Source organism: Paenibacillus hexagrammi (assembly GCF_021513275.1).
In the GTDB taxonomy this organism is placed as follows: domain Bacteria; phylum Bacillota; class Bacilli; order Paenibacillales; family NBRC-103111; genus Paenibacillus_E; species Paenibacillus_E hexagrammi.
Genome location: NZ_CP090978.1, coordinates 6,237,512 through 6,254,531, shown reverse-complemented (window position 1 = coordinate 6,254,531; position 17,020 = coordinate 6,237,512). Strand labels below are relative to the sequence as shown.

14 protein-coding genes are annotated in these 17,020 nt (G+C 49.4%); 5 read left to right on the top strand and 9 right to left on the bottom strand.

Features of this window, described 5'->3' with window-relative positions; genetic code table 11:
* Positions 1–244 precede the first annotated feature (244 nt).
* Together L0M14_RS28695 and L0M14_RS28690 are read left to right on the top strand one after the other, a co-directional pair.
* Positions 245–862, top strand: coding sequence for a TetR/AcrR family transcriptional regulator (locus L0M14_RS28695; protein ID WP_235119804.1), 618 nt, complete (start codon positions 245–247; stop codon positions 860–862).
* A gap of 72 nt (positions 863–934) precedes the next feature.
* Positions 935–1,270, top strand: coding sequence for a hypothetical protein (locus tag L0M14_RS28690; RefSeq protein ID WP_235119803.1), 336 nt, complete (start codon positions 935–937; stop codon positions 1,268–1,270).
* Positions 1,271–1,425: 155 nt separating this feature from the next.
* Here the strand turns inward: L0M14_RS28690 and L0M14_RS31725 are convergent, their stop codons facing one another.
* Positions 1,426–5,754: a rhamnogalacturonan lyase family protein gene (locus L0M14_RS31725; RefSeq protein ID WP_311198796.1), complete on the bottom strand. Its 4,329-nt coding sequence runs from the start codon at positions 5,752–5,754 to the stop codon at positions 1,426–1,428.
* Positions 5,751–6,035: a hypothetical protein gene (locus L0M14_RS28670; RefSeq protein ID WP_235119802.1), complete on the bottom strand. Its 285-nt coding sequence runs from the start codon at positions 6,033–6,035 to the stop codon at positions 5,751–5,753. The genes L0M14_RS31725 and L0M14_RS28670 overlap by 4 nt, the downstream gene beginning before the upstream one ends.
* 495 nt (positions 6,036–6,530) lie before the next feature.
* On the opposite strand from L0M14_RS28670, the gene L0M14_RS28665 reads away from it, so the two are divergent.
* On the top strand, positions 6,531–7,292 hold the full coding sequence (locus tag L0M14_RS28665) for a DUF3800 domain-containing protein (protein WP_235119801.1): 762 nt from the start codon (positions 6,531–6,533) through the stop codon (positions 7,290–7,292).
* 310 nt (positions 7,293–7,602) lie between these two features.
* Here L0M14_RS28665 and L0M14_RS28660 read toward each other — a convergent pair whose 3' ends face one another.
* Together L0M14_RS28660 and L0M14_RS28655 are read right to left on the bottom strand one after the other, a co-directional pair.
* Positions 7,603–8,826: an RNA polymerase sigma factor gene (locus L0M14_RS28660; RefSeq protein WP_235119799.1), complete on the bottom strand. Its 1,224-nt coding sequence runs from the start codon at positions 8,824–8,826 to the stop codon at positions 7,603–7,605.
* A gap of 6 nt (positions 8,827–8,832) precedes the next feature.
* The gene (locus tag L0M14_RS28655) at positions 8,833–9,180 is read right to left on the bottom strand and encodes a YciI family protein (protein WP_235119798.1); all 348 of its coding nucleotides are present in this window, start codon (positions 9,178–9,180) and stop codon (positions 8,833–8,835) included.
* Between the two features lie 531 nt (positions 9,181–9,711).
* Between L0M14_RS28655 and L0M14_RS32130 the strand changes: the two genes are divergently transcribed.
* Together L0M14_RS32130 and L0M14_RS31275 are read left to right on the top strand one after the other, a co-directional pair.
* Positions 9,712–9,936 (top strand): FRG domain-containing protein, encoded by a 225-nt coding sequence (locus tag L0M14_RS32130; protein ID WP_350340486.1) that lies wholly within the window; start codon positions 9,712–9,714, stop codon positions 9,934–9,936.
* Positions 9,937–9,967: 31 nt separating this feature from the next.
* Positions 9,968–10,090, top strand: coding sequence for a hypothetical protein (locus L0M14_RS31275; protein WP_260115403.1), 123 nt, complete (start codon positions 9,968–9,970; stop codon positions 10,088–10,090).
* Between the two features lie 182 nt (positions 10,091–10,272).
* On the opposite strand, the gene L0M14_RS28650 is transcribed toward L0M14_RS31275, so the two are convergent.
* The 5 genes from L0M14_RS28650 to L0M14_RS28630 form a co-directional block, all read right to left on the bottom strand.
* Complete coding sequence (locus tag L0M14_RS28650; RefSeq protein ID WP_235119797.1) at positions 10,273–11,757, bottom strand: methyl-accepting chemotaxis protein; 1,485 nt, start codon at positions 11,755–11,757, stop codon at positions 10,273–10,275.
* A 244-nt stretch (positions 11,758–12,001) separates the two neighbouring features.
* Positions 12,002–12,892, bottom strand: coding sequence for a glycoside hydrolase family 43 protein (locus L0M14_RS28645; protein ID WP_235119796.1), 891 nt, complete (start codon positions 12,890–12,892; stop codon positions 12,002–12,004).
* 84 nt (positions 12,893–12,976) lie between these two features.
* Positions 12,977–14,626 carry an MGH1-like glycoside hydrolase domain-containing protein gene (locus tag L0M14_RS28640; RefSeq protein ID WP_235119795.1) on the bottom strand — a complete coding sequence of 550 codons (1,650 nt, stop codon included), beginning with the start codon at positions 14,624–14,626 and terminating at the stop codon, positions 12,977–12,979.
* Between the two features lie 78 nt (positions 14,627–14,704).
* Positions 14,705–16,018, bottom strand: coding sequence for an ABC transporter substrate-binding protein (locus tag L0M14_RS28635; RefSeq protein WP_405031158.1), 1,314 nt, complete (start codon positions 16,016–16,018; stop codon positions 14,705–14,707).
* Between the two features lie 161 nt (positions 16,019–16,179).
* Complete coding sequence (locus L0M14_RS28630) at positions 16,180–17,019, bottom strand: carbohydrate ABC transporter permease (protein ID WP_235119793.1); 840 nt, start codon at positions 17,017–17,019, stop codon at positions 16,180–16,182.
* Position 17,020: the final 1 nt, after the last annotated feature.

Below are 17,020 nucleotides of genomic sequence, written 5' to 3'. Positions count from 1 at the left end.
AGGATCTCCTCTTAGTCAAATAACAAAGTGTCAATATCGATAACAGTCCACCACAGGCGATTTTCGGATATTTTACGGAAATTCGACTAATAAATACGGGTTTTACATAAGAAATTGGCATTTTTCTCATTTTCACACCTCCAATCTTGCAAAATAAATTACATACCACTACAATAAATGACACTAGATTCATTTTTGTGGATTTTGACAGATGGAGTCAGATGGGCTCGGAAGGGGTCGAAGTATGTCACCGAAGATTTCAGACGAACATAAGGAGCTGCGGCGGCAGCAAATCCTAGAGGCGGCAGAGAGGGTTTTTATTCGCAAAGGATATGAGCCTGCGACGATGAAGGATTTTGTAGAGGAAGCCGAAATGAGCCGTGGCTGGATTTATTTATATTTTCAAAGCAAAGAAGAAATCTTTGGAGCGTTAATGGAGAAGTTCGATACGGCTAATGCCAAAGAGATGAACGAACAGCTCGAAGAAACAGATTCCACTTGGGAGGCGCTGGTTGCGCTTTTGAATCAACAGAAGAAGGACCTGTCCGCAACGGCTGAAAGCCTATCGCCGACCTTCTATGAGTACTACTTGTCGGGATGGAGGGATTCCCTCAGAAGGGAGCAGCTCACCCGCCGATTCGAGCGGAGCATCGCAGGCTACACGCGGCTGCTGCAAACCGGCGTCGACCGCGGTGAATTTAATCCATCGCTGCCCATTGCGCTCGTTGCAAAAATCATTGTCTCTCAGCTCGATGGCATCTTGTCGCACACCTTAGCTGTAGGAGCTGAGCAAGCCGAGGCGGACCGGCTATTAGATGCATTAATCGTGTACACCAGGCAGCTGCTTGGGGTGAGCAAGTAGAGGGGGTAATCCCTACCACAAATAACCCAATACCTCACGGAATTCGAGTTAAGGAAACAGAAGTTAAACGAGATGCCAAATCACACTCCAGAAGAAATTGAGGCAACAGTTAAAGTTGGCAAGGAACTTAAGGAGTTTGGTAAGAAAGTGGCCAAAGAAGTGCGAAAAATTGACCCAAACGGTGAGCGGGAATTTGCTAACCAACTCAGATCTTCCATAGCTGCTTTAAGGGATTCTTTAGCTGAGATAAACCGCCAAGCAACACAGACAAATGATAGTACGTTTCAAAAGAAAGCCGAAGAAATAGAAAAGGAAATTATCAAGTTTGAAGAAGGACAGCAAGCTTATATAAAAAAGGAAAAAACCGTGAAACAATTACGTGAAGAATTAGATATTCCAGTAGATTAACAAAGTAATCTGTTGACTGAATGACATGACTATCCGTTTCTTCGTCGCGCAGTACGAAGGTGATCTCTCCCTTATCGCTAACGCTTCCTCAAAATAATTGACAAAAAGCCCCCACAGGCAACTAATGCCTGCAAGGGCTTCCCAAACTTGCTATTTTACTGCTGCAAATACAATCGATAGATCATAACGGCTGCTTGCGCCCTTGTAGCTTGACCTTGCGGTTCAAACGTCTCGGCGCTCGTGCCTTGAATGATCCCGCTTCGCTGCATCGCTTCCACAGCATCCACGGCGTAAGCGGAGATGTCCCCTTTATCAGCGAATGATGCCGCCGCTGCAGATGGATCCAGCTGCAGCCCAAGCTGCTTAGCAGCTCGGTACACCATAACTGCCATATCTTCACGCGAGATGGCATCATTGACACCGAAGGTGTGGTCGGCCTTACCTTCCACGATACCCAGCTTCTCAGCAGAAGCTACGGCGCTGTAGTACCAATCGCCCGCTTGGACATCGCTCAGGCTGCTGACGGCTGTATCGTCTTTGAGATCGAAAGCCTGCATCAGCATTTTGAGGAATTGAGCCCGCGTCACTTGACCGCCGGGAGCAAATACACCCTCCTCCATACCATCCACGATTTGTCTTGCCGCTAATGCTTCAATTCCTGACTTCGCCCAATCTGCTTGGGCTAGGTCGCTAAAGCTAACAGGCGTATACGCTGCTGCATATTTACTGAAATGAGCAGGCCTGAACTCCACTTTGCCTGTTGCCGCATTATATTTTCCGTTTGTGACAACCTCAAGCGTACCGTTGTCATTCAGGTAGTAGACTACTACGCTGTTCGGATTTTGCCCTGGCTGCAAGTCGTAGTCAATAGCTACCTCCACATCCCCGTTGAAGCGGCCTGCCTTTTGGCCATCTACTGATAAGCTGAAATCGTACACGTCACTAGCGCCAATCAGTTCTTTGGCTTGATCGGATAGCGATGCCGTATCCGCCTTCGTTACCGAAAGTTCTACCTGAGCCGACGTATCGCCCACATGCTTCTTGAACCAGCCTGCGTCCAGACGAACGGTTGCTAAGCCCGTCGCTACCTCAACACTCTTCACCTTCTCTGAGGTAAGCAAGGTCTGAGCGGGAAGCTTAACTTCTACAGCTTTCACATCAGCTGAAGCACTCAGGTCCACTTTCAAAGTACCTTTCTCAGCTGACTCCATTGCTTTCGTCACATCGTCGCTCTTCAAATCCGCTACTGCTTTGCCTTCGGCATCAGCCGTAAGCGATTGCTTGATGCTCCCTGCGGCTGTCTCGGTGCTAGCAGACGTACCTGACCCTGACCCGGAACCCGAGCCCGATCCTCCAGAGGAACCGGACCCTCCGGTGCTGCCAGAGGATGTAATGGTGATCAGCATATCTCCTGTAACACCAGAACCATCATCCGCTGTTGCCGTGACCTTTACCGTGCCTGCGCCGAGTGCGCTTAACAAGCCGTTTGTGTCTATGGTCGCAAGGGATGTGGCAGTTCCGTCTTCCGCCGTCACGCTCCATACCACATTTGCACTAGGTGCAGATTCCGGAATAAAACTTGCGCTGAATGGCAGCTGTCCGCGCTTCTTCACCGTGTTCGATGGAGCAGTTACCGCGATGCCCGATGCATGATGCACAGCTGTTGTGTAAATGTGCGGTGTAGGCGGAGCATCCATATCATTGCCAAGGTAGAAGCTTGTATGCGGCGGCTGATTGTAGCCGGTGTTCTGCCATGCGATACCGAGTCGATAAACCGGGTCATGCATCAGTGTGTAAATGCGGTGATCCGTTACATCGGTCGTCGAGTAAATTCGCAGTGCGCTGCTATCTTCTGTTCTCGCGATGACTTCTTCGCGCCAGTCGCCTAGAATATCCGCCTGCAGGGACGGATTCCCTTTAGTATCATTGTTCGAATAGGTTCCGTTGAACGTTGCAATATTTTCCAGTTGATTGGTCTCGTAATTCCATTTATCAATCTTTGGAATACCTACACGAAGCGGTTCATCCAACCACTGATGATCTAGCAGCTCTCTGCTAAGGTCCCCATCCCACCAAATGGCAAAGTTCGATGATGGAATCGAATCGGAGATTTTCTCCCCTTTTACCGTGAATAAAGAACCTGTCGTACTGTTCCATTCTCCGCCGATATTCCAAGCCTCTTCGCCCTTGTATCTAGGGTCGATATCCGCTGTCAGCCCACGGCCTACGTCCAGACCAATCTGTGGGAGACCCCAGATGACTCTACCTGTGCGGGCATCCTTCATGTCAGAAGAATAAGGCGAAGATAGTACCTCTTGCACAGCAAAGAATTCAAGCCCCAGACGGTCAGGGTCCAGGTCACCAAGATGCATGGCATCCCCGTGCCCCAAGTGGGAATTCCACAGCGGAGTACCGTCATCGTCAATGGCTGCAGCTCCGGAGAAGATTTCATCCTTACCGTCTCCATCGACATCCGCAACGCTTAATTGATGATTTCCTTGTCCGGCATAAGATTCATTGCCTGCATCGTTGGAATCAAAGGTCCACAGCTTGGTCAGCTTCCCGTCTCTCCAGTTGTACGCAACAAAAACCATTCTCGTATAGTATCCGCGCTGCATGATGATGCTTGGGCGTTCTCCGTCGAGGTAGGCAATTGCTGCACCAAAACGGTCTACCCGGTTGCCGTAAGTGTCGCCCCAGTCGCCGACATTGCCTCTTTCCGGTTCATAGGCGTCCGTCGCTAGCGCTTTACCTGTAGCTCCTTCAAAGATGGTGTGGTATTCAGGTCCCGTCAAAATATAACCACTCGAGTTACGATGGTCGGCCTCTCCGTCCCCAATGACGTTGCCTTGACCGTCGATCGTTCCGTCAGCTGTCCGGAAGGTCACTTCCGCCTTGCCGTCGCCGTCCAGATCGTACACCATGATATCCAGATAGTGCGCACCGGCGCGAATATTTTTGCCCATATCGACTCGCCACAGACGTGTACCGTCCATTTCGTAGGCGTCTACATAGGTGTTTCCTGTATAACCTGATTTCGAGTTGTCCTGAGAGTTAGTCGGATCCCATTTCAGCACGATTTCATACTGACCGTCTCCGTCCAAATCACCTACCGATGCATCATTGGCTCTATAGGAGTAGGAATCTCCCAGTGGGGTAACGCCGTCCGCCGGTTTTTGAATCGGTACGGTTAAATAGTTCATGTCCCATACACTAACCGTTTGGGATTGGCTTCCCTCGACTCCATTCTGTACGGTACGGATGAAATATTTGGAATCGACAGTTCCCGAAGCATCCAGATAGTTGGTGCTGTCCGTAATGGGGGCGCTGTTGATTTTCTCCCCGTCACGATAGAGATTGAAGGCAATTTCCTGCGGATCGGTGCCCAGCATTCTCCAGCCCACATAGACGCCGTCATCCTTCTTCATAGCAACCAAACCGCGATCCAAGGTTTCCATCTGCCTCGCAGGCAGCTCCTTTGGTGTCGCACTCACCGTAACCCCGGCTGATTCCGTAGGGTCTTCACCATCATATTGGTAGACGCCTTTCACGATGTACGTGTAAGTCGTTCCGTTAGTTAGGCCGTTAAGAGTCGAGATGTAGGTGCCTTTGGATACGGTATCCACAAGTGTTTGCGATTGATCCTCATTCACTCTGTAGATATTGGCTTTTACATACGAGGTATCCATCGTTTCTCCCCAGCCCAGCTTGATCTGAGAATCATGCGGTTCTGCCGCCACATAGTTCAAATCCGGTGCCTTGTTCAACTTATTTACGTTGATTGTGTACGTCTTAGTGATATCCGTATACACGTTGGAAGTTACGGTTACACCGATGCTTGTCGCCGAGCCGGTTAAAGGAACGGAAGCCGATGCTCCACTGGCTATCTCCGACCCCGCTACCTTTACCGTCGCTCCCTCCGGATAGCTGGCAGTCGGTGAAACGGAGAGCGAATTGACCGAATAAGGCACATCGACCGAGTAGCTGTCTACCTTAGGGTCAAAGTCTGGCGTCAGTACAGGTACAAAATCCCCGCTGTGCAGCTGCAAGGCGGATACGTTCAAATCAAGTGCTGTCACCTTAACGTTAGCCAGATTGAGCCTGCCTCCGCTGCGTGTCATCGAAAAGCCGAAGCTGCTGATCTTTGAAACATTCGTATTGTTGAACGTCTCGTTCCAGTTCACTTCTGTTCCGTCATTGAGGTCAACAACGTGTACCGTATTCGTCCGCTGTGGAATATTAAACACCATTTGGAAGCGGTACCAATGCGACGTATTATAAGTGATTTGGCTGGAGCCGTTATATCTTTTAATCAAACCTGCATCAAGCTGATAGCGAAGAGCAGCCGAGGTCGTAGCATTGACCTTGCCGTCCATCAAAAATAAGGCTGCGCCTTTGCTTGCCGGCAGATTCGCATCAAATTCGAAAATAAGTCCTGCATTCTGCGCAGCGAAACGCTGACCCACATATGCAGATGCGTTCACATCATGGCTGATTGCAGCATAGGTTGCGCCGGAAACGGTTTGCTCATGGACAATGTCAATGATGGGGGCAGTCCCTTCTTTTGTCCACGTGTTGCCGTCACCAATCGTAAAAGACCCGGACGGATAACTGCTGAAATCATCAGATACGAGTGCCGTGTCTGCGGCGTATGCAGCGGAACCGCACTCAAGGACATGACCATGGTTAGCGTAACCACGCCGGAAACTAGCTTGGACCAGATACGTTGAGCCTTGGATGAATACTTGGTTGATGATAGCATCATAGCCTCCTGAGAATTAAAATAGGTTGCTTACCTGTTATTTCCTCCTGAACAACTGTGCGCTATAGCCTCCCTACAAATTGGTTCGTGACCACTATTTCCCAACGGGATGAGGTCTATTATAGAACTTGCAGCCGAAAACAGAAGGCAAAAAACAGACTATTGCGTTTAAAATTCAGAGGTTTAGGTAAAAAATCTCTTGCGGGCGGTTGCACTTTTTTGCATTGTGCCGGAATAACGTATGCTTCTTGCTTTTGTTCATCCACATAAAAGAAGCCTGCTCCCGGGTTTGGGAACAGGCTCTTATATCTTTAATTTTTTAGAGTGACACTTGACTCTGTTCTCTTAAAATTAACTTCAGTATGTACTCAATTGTTTATATCGTCTTACATATTTTTTCAAAGTACATAATTACCCACAATTAATTTCGACAAACGGTGATATTATTCAGTTTTTTGGTATAATTATCCTATATTTACTTTGAAAGTAGGCGTTCAAGTGACTTTATATGGATTTTATACAGATGAATCCGGAAATAACGGCTTTGGTGATTTAAAAAACCAACCAGTACTTTGCTACGCTGGAATATTAGTACCTATACACTATCAAGTATATTTGCATAATGAGGTTCAGAAGATAAAAGACAACTTAGAAAAAGATATCAAAGCTAAAATTCATGGTATTCCTGTTGAACAGTTTTCGACCATTGACTTCTTCAAAAAGTTTGAAATACACGGGAAATCTTTTATTGATGGAGAAGATTTCTATTATAATTTAACAGATTCAGAAAGGTTTACAGTTGTCGATCATTTGCTGTCATTAGCAAATGCCTCTGATGTGAAAATTATAGCAGCAATCACGAATAAACAACTCTATCAAACCAATACGGGAGATACTAATCATAATCGGATGCATATCCACACATATACAGAACTCGTTAAATCTATCTCGACCGAATTGGGCCATTCTGATTCCTATGCTTTTGTAATTTGTGACGATGGAAAACCAAGCGAAATAAACAACTTCTGTGATGCTTTAAGAAATCCCGCAAATCATAGAGTCTACCCAGATCTGCAGATAAAGCTCTCACATGACAAAAATTGCAACTTAATTCAACTAGCGGATATGATCAATTTTATTACTTCAGTATACTTTCGTAACTGTTATGGTTTTCCGCCGAGAAAAAGACATCAGTCTCAAATTCTCGATTATTATGCTAAACATCTGGACCATAAAATGATGAAATGGGAATACAAATAAAAAGAGGAGGACGCACACAACGTGCGAACTCCTCTCTTCGGTCGTACACAACGTGCGACCCATTACCATGGTATCCAAAACCTAATACAAATATGACAAAAAAGTTAAGACATTCCGTTCGTAGGTCAAACACAACGTTTGAGCTACACACGGAATGTCTTAATTGCAGATTTAGTCGTACACAACGTGCGAGCAAATCTGTATCTTAATTATGGTGCTACCTAAATATTTTGTCAAGAAAGATTGTTGATAATGTTTGTTAAAAACACCCTAGTAGATCTCCTCCAATAATCTTTCCTCGATGCTGCATCTATATCCTAAAAGCTTGCCGGCTTAGAAATTGCCGAACTGACACATCTGTGCTTAACCCGATAGCCTGGCTATAAGCAGAGCGAGCATCTTCTTTTCGATTCATCTGCTTGTACAAATGACCGGCAAGAGCCCAGTAAGGCTGATAGCTTACTACTTCTTTAGCTGGAATAGCTTCTAGTAGAGCGATGCCGTGTTCCACCCCATACGCCTCTGCGACGGCTGCGGCGCGACCGACTAATGCGCCTAGTGTGGGAGATACGTGAAGGAGCCCCTCATAGAGCTGAGCAATCGCCTCCCACTCGATGTGCCCCGTCCGTGAACGCTGTGCGTGCACGGACTGGATCGCAGCCATGAGCTGAAAGCGGCCGATTCTTCCCGCTTGCGAGGCGGTATGCAGGTGCCGCTCCGCCTCCATGATCATGCTTTCATCCCATCGCGAGCAATCCTGCTCCGAGAGGGGAACATAATTCCCCTCATCATCCTGCCGCGCCCTACGCCGCGCTTCACAGTGGAGCATGAACGCCAGCAGACCGTGAACCTCCGGTTCGAGGGGAACGAATCGGAGAAGCAGTCTTCCCAGATAGATCGCCTCCTCCGCCAGCTTCCTGCGCGGCGAATCCGTGTCGGCTGCCTCGTCCCACCCGCTTCCATAAGCAGCATAAATGGCCTCCAGAACAAAATCTAGACGTTTTGGAATTTCTTCTGCCTCCGGCATTTCAAAAACGAGCCGATCCGCACGAATTTTGGCCTTTACCCGAGTCAGACGCTGGCCCATTGTGGATGGCTTGATGATGAATGCAGACGCAATTCGCGCTGCATCAATGCCAAGCACCGTCTGCAGCATGAGCGGTGCGCGCATAGCGGGGTCAATCGAAGGATGTGTACATAGAAACATCATCCTCAGCCGTTCATCCGGAAATGAAGCGCCTGAAGAAGTCAGACGCTGTGTATCCTCGGACATCGCGAGGAGTGTAGGCAGCGCGCTCTCGGAAATACGGGCACGCCGGGCACGGTCGATAAGCCGCCTGCGAGCCGCAGTAAGCAGCCATGCCTCCGGCTTATCCGGAGCACCGACCTTGGGCCAAGTTTCAAGCGCAGCGACAAATGCATCTCCAAGGGCATCCTCAACCGCTTGTAAATCCCGCCAATTTACAGCCAAATAAGAGAGCAACCGGCCGTAAGCCTCACGTGCCGTTTCTTCGATAATTTGATTAGCTTCCATAGACGCTTACTTCAAAGACGGAATGTTCTGTCTGACCTCAACCGTATCCACAGGACCTCGAGCAGCCCACTCTAAGGCGGCATCTAGATCCGGCACATCAATCACGAAGATCCCGCCGAGCTGCTCCTTTGTCTCGGGAAACGGTCCGTCTTGGACCATCAACTCGCCGCCGCGCCGCTTCATCGTTGCAGCCGTCTCAGGTGCACAGAGCCCAGAACCGAACACCACAATTCCAGCGTTCCGCAAAGCATGGACATAGTGCGTCCAGCCAGCTAAGTATTCTTGCTGACGGGCTGGGTCTATTCTCGCTGCAAAGTCCTCCTGAGTCTCGTAAAACATTAACGTGTAATTCATACACATGCTCCTCTCATTTATCCGTTTGGATTTAGGTTTCGTTATGATGTCGTTTCAGTTGGTCCGATTTCTACATAATCGGGACAATTTTTTTTCAAGAATTGTTACCTGGAATATATTTTCCATTTCCGATCCCGAACTCCCCTGGGCATTTATGCATAGTTTGTAGGGATTATGATAGGAATCGGGAGGAACACGAAAATGACAAAGTACAGCAAGCCCGTCCAAACATCAAGCGGGGGCATTTTCGAAATAACCGGAATCAACAGCGTAGAGAAATACTTAAAGGCCGTTGACCAAATATATCAAAAGGTATGCCCAACAAACATGCCAAAATCATGTGAGCTTTGGTTCAGAGGGGTTAAAAGCACGACATTCCATCTAGATCCGTCTATCGCCAGAGGTCTTGGAGCCCAATCCGAAATTGTGTATTTGTCAAAATTCCGTTCCCTTGCCTAACCTTATTTGGGGAGTGTTCCGTATTTCCCCTACTCAGAGGATCAAGACCACTCTTATTAGGGCTAGCTCTTTATGATGCAGCACTACGGGGTGCCTACTCGCCTTTTAGATTGGTCTCGGGAGGCACTAGTTGCCTTACTTTTTGCTCTCGGAGTACCGACGAGCGATATAGAGAAGACTTCTGACAAGGTAGTCTGGGTGCTGGACCCTGTAACATTAAATAAAGCCTTCCGTTTTTATAACAACAAAAACCGTCCCTCTAGATTTGCTGCCAGACAGTTCCAAGTACTTGTATAAAATTATTATAAGAAAAGAAGACCGCGAACGCATGCATGACCAACTGCTTCATTACGGACTAACGGAGCATGACTTATACCCGAGTATTGAAAATGTAGCTGCAGATATCAAACAGGAAATTGAAGCTGAGGGCATTACTCCAAACAATCCCTAATAATCATTTGATCAAATTATCATTTATTTACATGAGTCCGGCAATAATAATTCCTTATTTTTACATTCGATTCCTTATCGATAATATCCTGTTCTCACTTTTGTTCAACATAAATAAATAGCCTGCTCCCCAGTCATAGGAATGACGTTCTGGGAACAGGCTTTTGTATAAATTACTAAGTTTTAAGATTCCTTATGGTCCTCATCAGATAATACGACAACTTCAAGCCGCTTCGTCAATTCCTCCAGCTCCTTGAAGCCTTTGACGATGTCCTCGGTCATCTGCGCCTGCTCCTCCACACTAGCAAGCACTTGCTCCACACCGGCTGAGGTTTGCTGGGTTACACCCGAAACTGAGTTCATCTCATCGGCGATGACGCCGGTTACCGTCATGAAATCATTCATCATTTCATCCATGCTAACCGCACGCCCGAGTACGAGACCCGTATTACTCTCAATCTCTCCGAATGCATGCTTCGTTCTGCCCATCGCCTCTAGGCTGATCATGATCGCTTCGCTGCCGGACTGGGCAAGCTCCGTCGCACGTCTTGCCTGCGACTGGATGTTTCCGAGTATTTGCCCGATCTCTTCTGTAGAGGAGCCTGAGTTTACAGCCAGCTTCTTCACTTCATTCGCTACGACAGCGAATCCTCTCCCATGCTCACCCGCTCTAGCCGCTTCAATGCTGGCGTTGAGCGCGAGCAGATTCGTTTGTGAAGAAATCTCGCTGATTTGAGCCGTAATTTGCTCAATTTGACTCGACTTCTCGTTGAGATCCTTCATGAGCTGCAGGTTCGTGAGAATAATCTCGCCAACTCGTTCCAGCTGGTTGTTCAGCGTCGTCAGCTGCTCATTGCCGACCTCAACAATGTCACTGGTAGCATTGGACAATTCCCTCAGCTCTGTAGAAGTCGTTGCAAGAGACTCAATTTTACCGGTGACGCTCGCCATCGATTCGTTGACCTCGTTAGCACTGACCGCCTGTGATTCCACGCCTTTCGCAATTTCCGAGAAGGCACTACGGACTTCCTTGGCGATTTGGCCGGTAGATCCCACATTACTCTTCATACTGCGACTGAACTCGCCTAAGGTAGCAACCGAATGCTTGACTTCGTCCAGAACGAGCCCCATCCTTTGATTAGATTCCGCCATGACCGTCGTATCGGCCTCCCCCTTCTTCCGCATGCGCTGACCGATACGAGCTTGCATGAGCAGAGCCGCGACGAACATGAAGAAGGTGACATTAACAGCGAACAGATTACCCAGCTTCTCTGTATGAAATATTTCCGAACGGTTCAGAAGGAAGAAGTAATTGGTAAAAGCAATACCAATCCCGCCTGACAAATAAATCATGGCCGGCTCGTGATACACGGTCGTGATCGCAACCAGGAAGAACACGAGCATAAAGTTAATGGCAGTATGCGTATTGCTAACGATGACGAACACGATGACAGCGAGGCCGAGAGTTCCAATATACTTGGAGGCATTGATCGCTTTACCGCGAAAAATCAAGATCGACAGCAACATGCTTACGAATCCTCCACCGATCAAGATGGCTACTGTGTTGGAGATGTTCCCGTTCGAGTAGCTGGATACAGTACCTAAAACCGTGGAAAGCAATAGTACGTTGCGAACCAGCTTGTTAGCGTATTCAGTAGAATTCGCCAAGTACGTTTCACCCTTTCATAGAAGTAAGTTTGGTATGTGGATATACTATCGGCTGAAAGGGCACCATTTTTCTTAATAAAATATTGGAAGCCGTAGGTTATGCCAACTGGAAGGCCTGCAAAAGCTGTGCTGGGATGAATCGGAGTTGTAACCACAGACTTTGATCCAACATAAAAATGGCTTGCCCAATGACCACGCAGGTCACCGGCTAAGCCATTTTCCACAAACTCTAGTCATACAATCCCTAAGAACCTACAACCTCCAGCTTCCCATCCTGCTCCGTAACCTCCAGGAATATTGGCCGCTCGTTCGGTGTTTTGTTCGGCGTATGGATGGTGAGCATCAGCCGCCCGTCGAACGTGCGGAAGAGCATGTCGTGTCCGCCATCGCTGACGAATAGCGCCTTGTCTTCGTGAACCCACGGGCCAAGAATGCTGCCGGACGCGGAGCGTGCTACGCCCTGCGCATAGCTGCGCTCGATGAAGCTGGCCCAGAGGATCAGCAGCTCGCCATTCCCCGCTTTGTAGACATATGGGCCGTCGGTGACATACTTGTCGTTGGTCTTGATTTTATCCGATACGATATGGGTCGCCCATGGCGCGGTCGAAGCTTGAAAGAGCGTGACCGGCTCGCCGATCGTCCCTTTGAAATCCTCAGTCAGACGGACCGCGCACACCTCACCGTCAGAGATGTCCTTCCACTCATGGCAGAACACCATCCACGGCTGCTGCTCCTCGTCGATGAACAAGGTGCCGTCGAGCGAGTTCCAGGCCTCCGGTGTCAGTGGGCCGTCACTATGCGGCACGAAGGGGCCTAGCAGGCTGTCCGAGACCAGAATCGCCGTACCCAGACGGGCATTGTCTTTGCGGCGGAAGGTCGCGAACATATAATAGCGGCCCTGATGCTCGTGGACCTCCGGAGCCCAGAAATTCTCGTCAGAGAAGAAGTTCTCATCCGGGCGAAATGCCGGGAATGGCCCCTCCCACTCCTTGAGATCAGTACCCACGTAGACATTAAATCCCGTGCCTTTGCCCCAAATATTTGCATCGGTACTGCCAAATAAGTAATACTTACCCTCGCTCGGCACGGGGAACACAAACGGGTCTCTAATCTGCAGATCCTTATTCGCTACCATGTTTCGTCCACTCCTCTATTCTAGTCTTATATCCATGCTTACCGGTAAGTTGGGCTAACAACCCCTCTAGCCTACTATTCCCACTCACCGATACGTCGGGAAGACAACCCCGATATCTGACGTGCTGACGAAAGCTCCATCTACAAAATCCATCTGCTCATTGCCCTTCACTACTACTTCGTAATCCCGTCCCTCATAAGACAATATGCCTTGTACTGTTCCGGGTCTCATACCAATGATCGAGGTCAGTCGCCCCTCACGGTCAGTCACAACCCGAATTCCATAAGGAAAGCTTATGTGCAGCTCCCCGCCCCGATACACGGTCGCTCCCGCTCGCGTATTGACCAGCTCATAGCAAGCGCCGTCAACAGTGCGGCTGTATGCGATTTCCTCGGAAACTTCATCTCCATGATCCAACGGATATGGAAGGAGTCCGGTGAACCACAGCTTGCCCTCAGGCGTCGGCAGAATACCGCTTAGACGCTCCACATAATCGAGCAGGCACAGAATGGAAGGCGAATACGTTTCGGTAAAGCCCTCCGCTCCTGTCCATGGATTCAAGGTTTGAGGGAATCGCTCCATATTCGCCATCGCCGACATAATCGGATATAAAATCCAGGTTAATTCTACATAACGCCCATGATGCTCAAAGGCATGCGGAGTCCGAATTAAGCTTAGGAAGTTCGTCGGTCCTGCCCAGCTGTTATAGCTGAAAGACGGATCAAAGCGCGGATCATCCATAGCGATTGACGTTAGCGGATATTTGGTAAAAAACTTACTTGTGTTGAGCAGGTAACGCCTCAGTGCCGTATCAAAAAATTCCCGATCACCCGCTTCGCACGCGAGTACACGCAGCAGTACATCCGACTGCACCCGCACCAGCTCGCCGTTACGGTCCACATCGTAGAAGAAATGGTCCTCCGCATCAAAGCAATGCTCGAATAAGCTGCGCAGGCTTGCTTCCGCTTTCGCGTTCCAGTCGATGTCCGTCTCGCCAAGCTCCGCGGCCATCAGAGCCAAATAGCGGCGCTGGCAGTAGACATTAGCCGTTAGGTCCGGAGCCAGAAACGGAAGTATCGGTGAGTCCGGGTTATATTGCTTCGGATCTCCCTGATGAGGCGTATCCGGCACATGCCAGAAGCGCGGCGACAGGTCATGCCCTGTATCAAAGGTGCAGAACGCCTCCACACAGCCCGACCCGCGGGTATCGCGATACGCCGCCAGCCACTCATCTTGCCGCTTCATCGCCTCATACATGGGGCGCAGGAAGCTCTTGTCGCTGCCGTGCAGCTTGTAATGGTTCCATACGCACCGGGCGAGCGGCGTAACCATCTGGATTTGCCGGAAAACGGGGCCTTGCCCCGTAACCTTGTACGGCATCAGCCCGTCTTCGCGCTGAAACCGATGAAAGAGCCGGTACGTGGACTCCGACACGGAGGGGATGAACCTCGACAGCAGCTCCGCGTTGATCGTGCCTGTGCTCTCCAACCAGCAGCCGAGATAGATGCCTCCCTCGTGCAGCACCGGGTCCTCTCCGCCTGTCGGCACGATACAGTCCAGCAGCTTGCGGACCGCATTCACGAATACCTGCTCGAACTTCTCTGAGGAAGATGCGAAACCTACGCCTGAGCGCTGCCATTCTTCAAGTACAGCGTGATCCGTAGATTTTTTTAGAGTTCCAATCTGCTCCGCCAAATTGGCTTGACGCAGACGATGTAGGATGGATTCAGCCAAGTCTATCTCCTCTTTCTTTAGCAGGTTTCTGTTCGATGAAAAAAGAACAGGCTGCACGCAGCAGCCTGGCCTCTCCCATTACTGGTTCTTATTGAAAATTTTCATCGTACCGTTATAGAAATCTTCTACGCCCTTTTTCACATCTTTTTTACCGAACGAAATCTCTTGAACGGTTGTCTCCGCCAGCTTGGAGTACTCGGTGAAGCCCGGAGGGTTGTAGCTGACTTTGACGTTCTCTTTCTTCGCTTCTTCCGAAACGCGGCTAGTGTAGTCATAGATAATTTGATCGACAGGGTTGGCATCCTTCTTGAGCAAATCGCGCATCTTGGACGTAACCGGCACGCCGCGGTCGTTGCCCAGAATTTTAGCTGCATCCGGATCATTGATCCAGAAGTCCATCAGCTTCGCGACTTCGGCAGGATGTTTCGTTTTCGCATAGCCGGACAAGCCTTGGCTCGATTCGAATACGACAGCCGTCCCTTTGTCGCCTCTAGGCACTTGCACCAGCGTTAATTTGTCCTGCGTCAGGTTCTGGTGAGCGACCAGCTGGTTGGAGCCGATCAGCATCATAGCTGCTTTGCCGGTAACAACAAGGGATTTGCTTGTATCTGCAGGCGGATTGGAGACTTGCAGCTCCGGTGTAACGACGCCGCCGTTCTTATGCATCTCGTTCCAGTAGCCGAACCATTTCTCCGCATCAGCCTGATCGAAGCCAAGCTTGCTGTTATCCATGTCGTAAAGCATCTTACCGTTTTGCTTAAAGGAAATATCCATACCGTCTACGGTGAAATCATACGTACCGAAGTAGCCTTTGCCCAGCTTGTCGGAAATCTCTTTACTGATGCGAGCGTAATCATCCCAATTCCAGCCGTCTTGAGGGACGGGAATGCCAGCCTTTTTAAACATGTCTGTATTCACGATGATTCCACGGGCGTTGGCGCCTGCCGAGATATGCAGCAGCTTGCCCTTGATCGTACCGTAATCAATCATCGATTTATCCATATCAGATAGGTCCAGTTCTTTGCCTACATAAGGGTCTAGGTCAAGCAGAACGCCTTTGTTGGCATAATCCACAACGTTACCGCCAAGGAAGAAAGCGTCTGGAGCCGTTCCGGAAGCTAGCTGTGTATTCAGCTTATCGAAGTAACCGGAGCTGGGCGCGAATTCGCCGACAACCTTGATGTTCGGATTCTTCTCCTCAAACTTGCGCAGCGCTTCATTCGTGCGATCCGCACGCTTCTGATCTCCCCACCACATGACGCGCAGCTCAACCTGCTCACCGCTTGCCGCAGCTGCTCCCGCAGCCGACGTCGTTGCAGGAGCAGACGTACCTGCTGCTGCAGGTCCTCCAGCGGTTCCGCCACCACAAGCGGCCAGGACGGAAGCCATCATCGTCATCGTCATTGCCAGTCCCATAAAACGTTTCTTCATCTTGTAATCCCCCTTATTGGTAGTATGGAGCCTGTGTATTGATCTTACCCTAGCAGCGCCTCACGAATGAATGTCATTCCTTCGGCAGTTGACTATTCATTTTTTCAGGTATTGCTGCATGCTTATTTCAAACCTGTTGTCGCAATCCCATCGAGGAAGTACCGCTGAAACGACAGGAAGATTGTCATAATCGGAACCAGGGACAGGACCGACATCGCCAGCAATGCGCCCCAATCGGATTCACCGGAAGGATCGAACAAGGAGCGAATGCCGAGCTGTACTGTGAACAGGCTCACTTTGTTCAAATAGATCATTTGACTGAAGAAATCATCCCAGGTCCACATGAACGTGAAGATGGCCGTCGTAATCAGAGCGGGCACCAGCTGCGGCAGCATAATGCGCCAGTAAATTTGGCCTTGTCCGCAGCCATCGATTACAGCGCTCTCATCGAGCTCTTTGGGAATCCCCCGGATAAACTGGACCATCAGCAGAATAAAGAACGAGTCATGTGCGAGCCACTTCGGAACAACGAGCGGCAAATACGTGTTAATCCATTCAAGTTTGTTGTACATGATATATTGCGGCACCAGCGTGACGTGATAAGGAATCATGATGGTAACCAGCATGAGCCCGAACATCACCTTCTTGAAGCGGAATTCCAATCTGGCAAAAGCAAAAGCAGCAAGCGAGCAGGTCACCACGTTCCCCAGCATCGAAAATCCCGACACCTGCAAGGAATTGGCGAAGAAGCGCCCGAAGGAGATGCCCTGCAGCCCTTTCCAGCCATTCACATAATTTTGCAGCGTCCACTGCTTCGGCCACAGGCTGGTATCGGTAAAGATCATCGTATTCGGCTTAAAGGAGCTGAAGAGCAGCCATAGGACCGGATACATCATAATCAGGCCGAGGGCGATAATGATCACGTGTCTGCTTGTACGTCCTAATGCGGTTGAATGTGTCATG

Excerpts from the sequence above, each read along its gene's own strand:
- L0M14_RS28695 (WP_235119804.1), top strand. The coding sequence starts at position 245 with ATGTCACCGAAGATTTCAGACGAACATAAGGAGCTGCGGCGGCAGCAA.
- L0M14_RS28690 (WP_235119803.1), top strand. The coding sequence starts at position 935 with ATGCCAAATCACACTCCAGAAGAAATTGAGGCAACAGTTAAAGTTGGC.
- L0M14_RS28670 (WP_235119802.1), bottom strand. The coding sequence starts at position 6,035 with ATGATGCTATCATCAACCAAGTATTCATCCAAGGCTCAACGTATCTGG.
- L0M14_RS28660 (WP_235119799.1), bottom strand. The coding sequence starts at position 8,826 with ATGGAAGCTAATCAAATTATCGAAGAAACGGCACGTGAGGCTTACGGC.
- L0M14_RS28655 (WP_235119798.1), bottom strand. The coding sequence starts at position 9,180 with ATGAATTACACGTTAATGTTTTACGAGACTCAGGAGGACTTTGCAGCG.
- L0M14_RS32130 (WP_350340486.1), top strand. The coding sequence starts at position 9,712 with ATGATGCAGCACTACGGGGTGCCTACTCGCCTTTTAGATTGGTCTCGG.
- L0M14_RS31275 (WP_260115403.1), top strand. The coding sequence starts at position 9,968 with ATGCATGACCAACTGCTTCATTACGGACTAACGGAGCATGACTTATAC.
- L0M14_RS28645 (WP_235119796.1), bottom strand. The coding sequence starts at position 12,892 with ATGGTAGCGAATAAGGATCTGCAGATTAGAGACCCGTTTGTGTTCCCC.
- L0M14_RS28635 (WP_405031158.1), bottom strand. The coding sequence starts at position 16,018 with ATGATGGCTTCCGTCCTGGCCGCTTGTGGTGGCGGAACCGCTGGAGGA.
- L0M14_RS28630 (WP_235119793.1), bottom strand. The coding sequence starts at position 17,019 with ATGACACATTCAACCGCATTAGGACGTACAAGCAGACACGTGATCATT.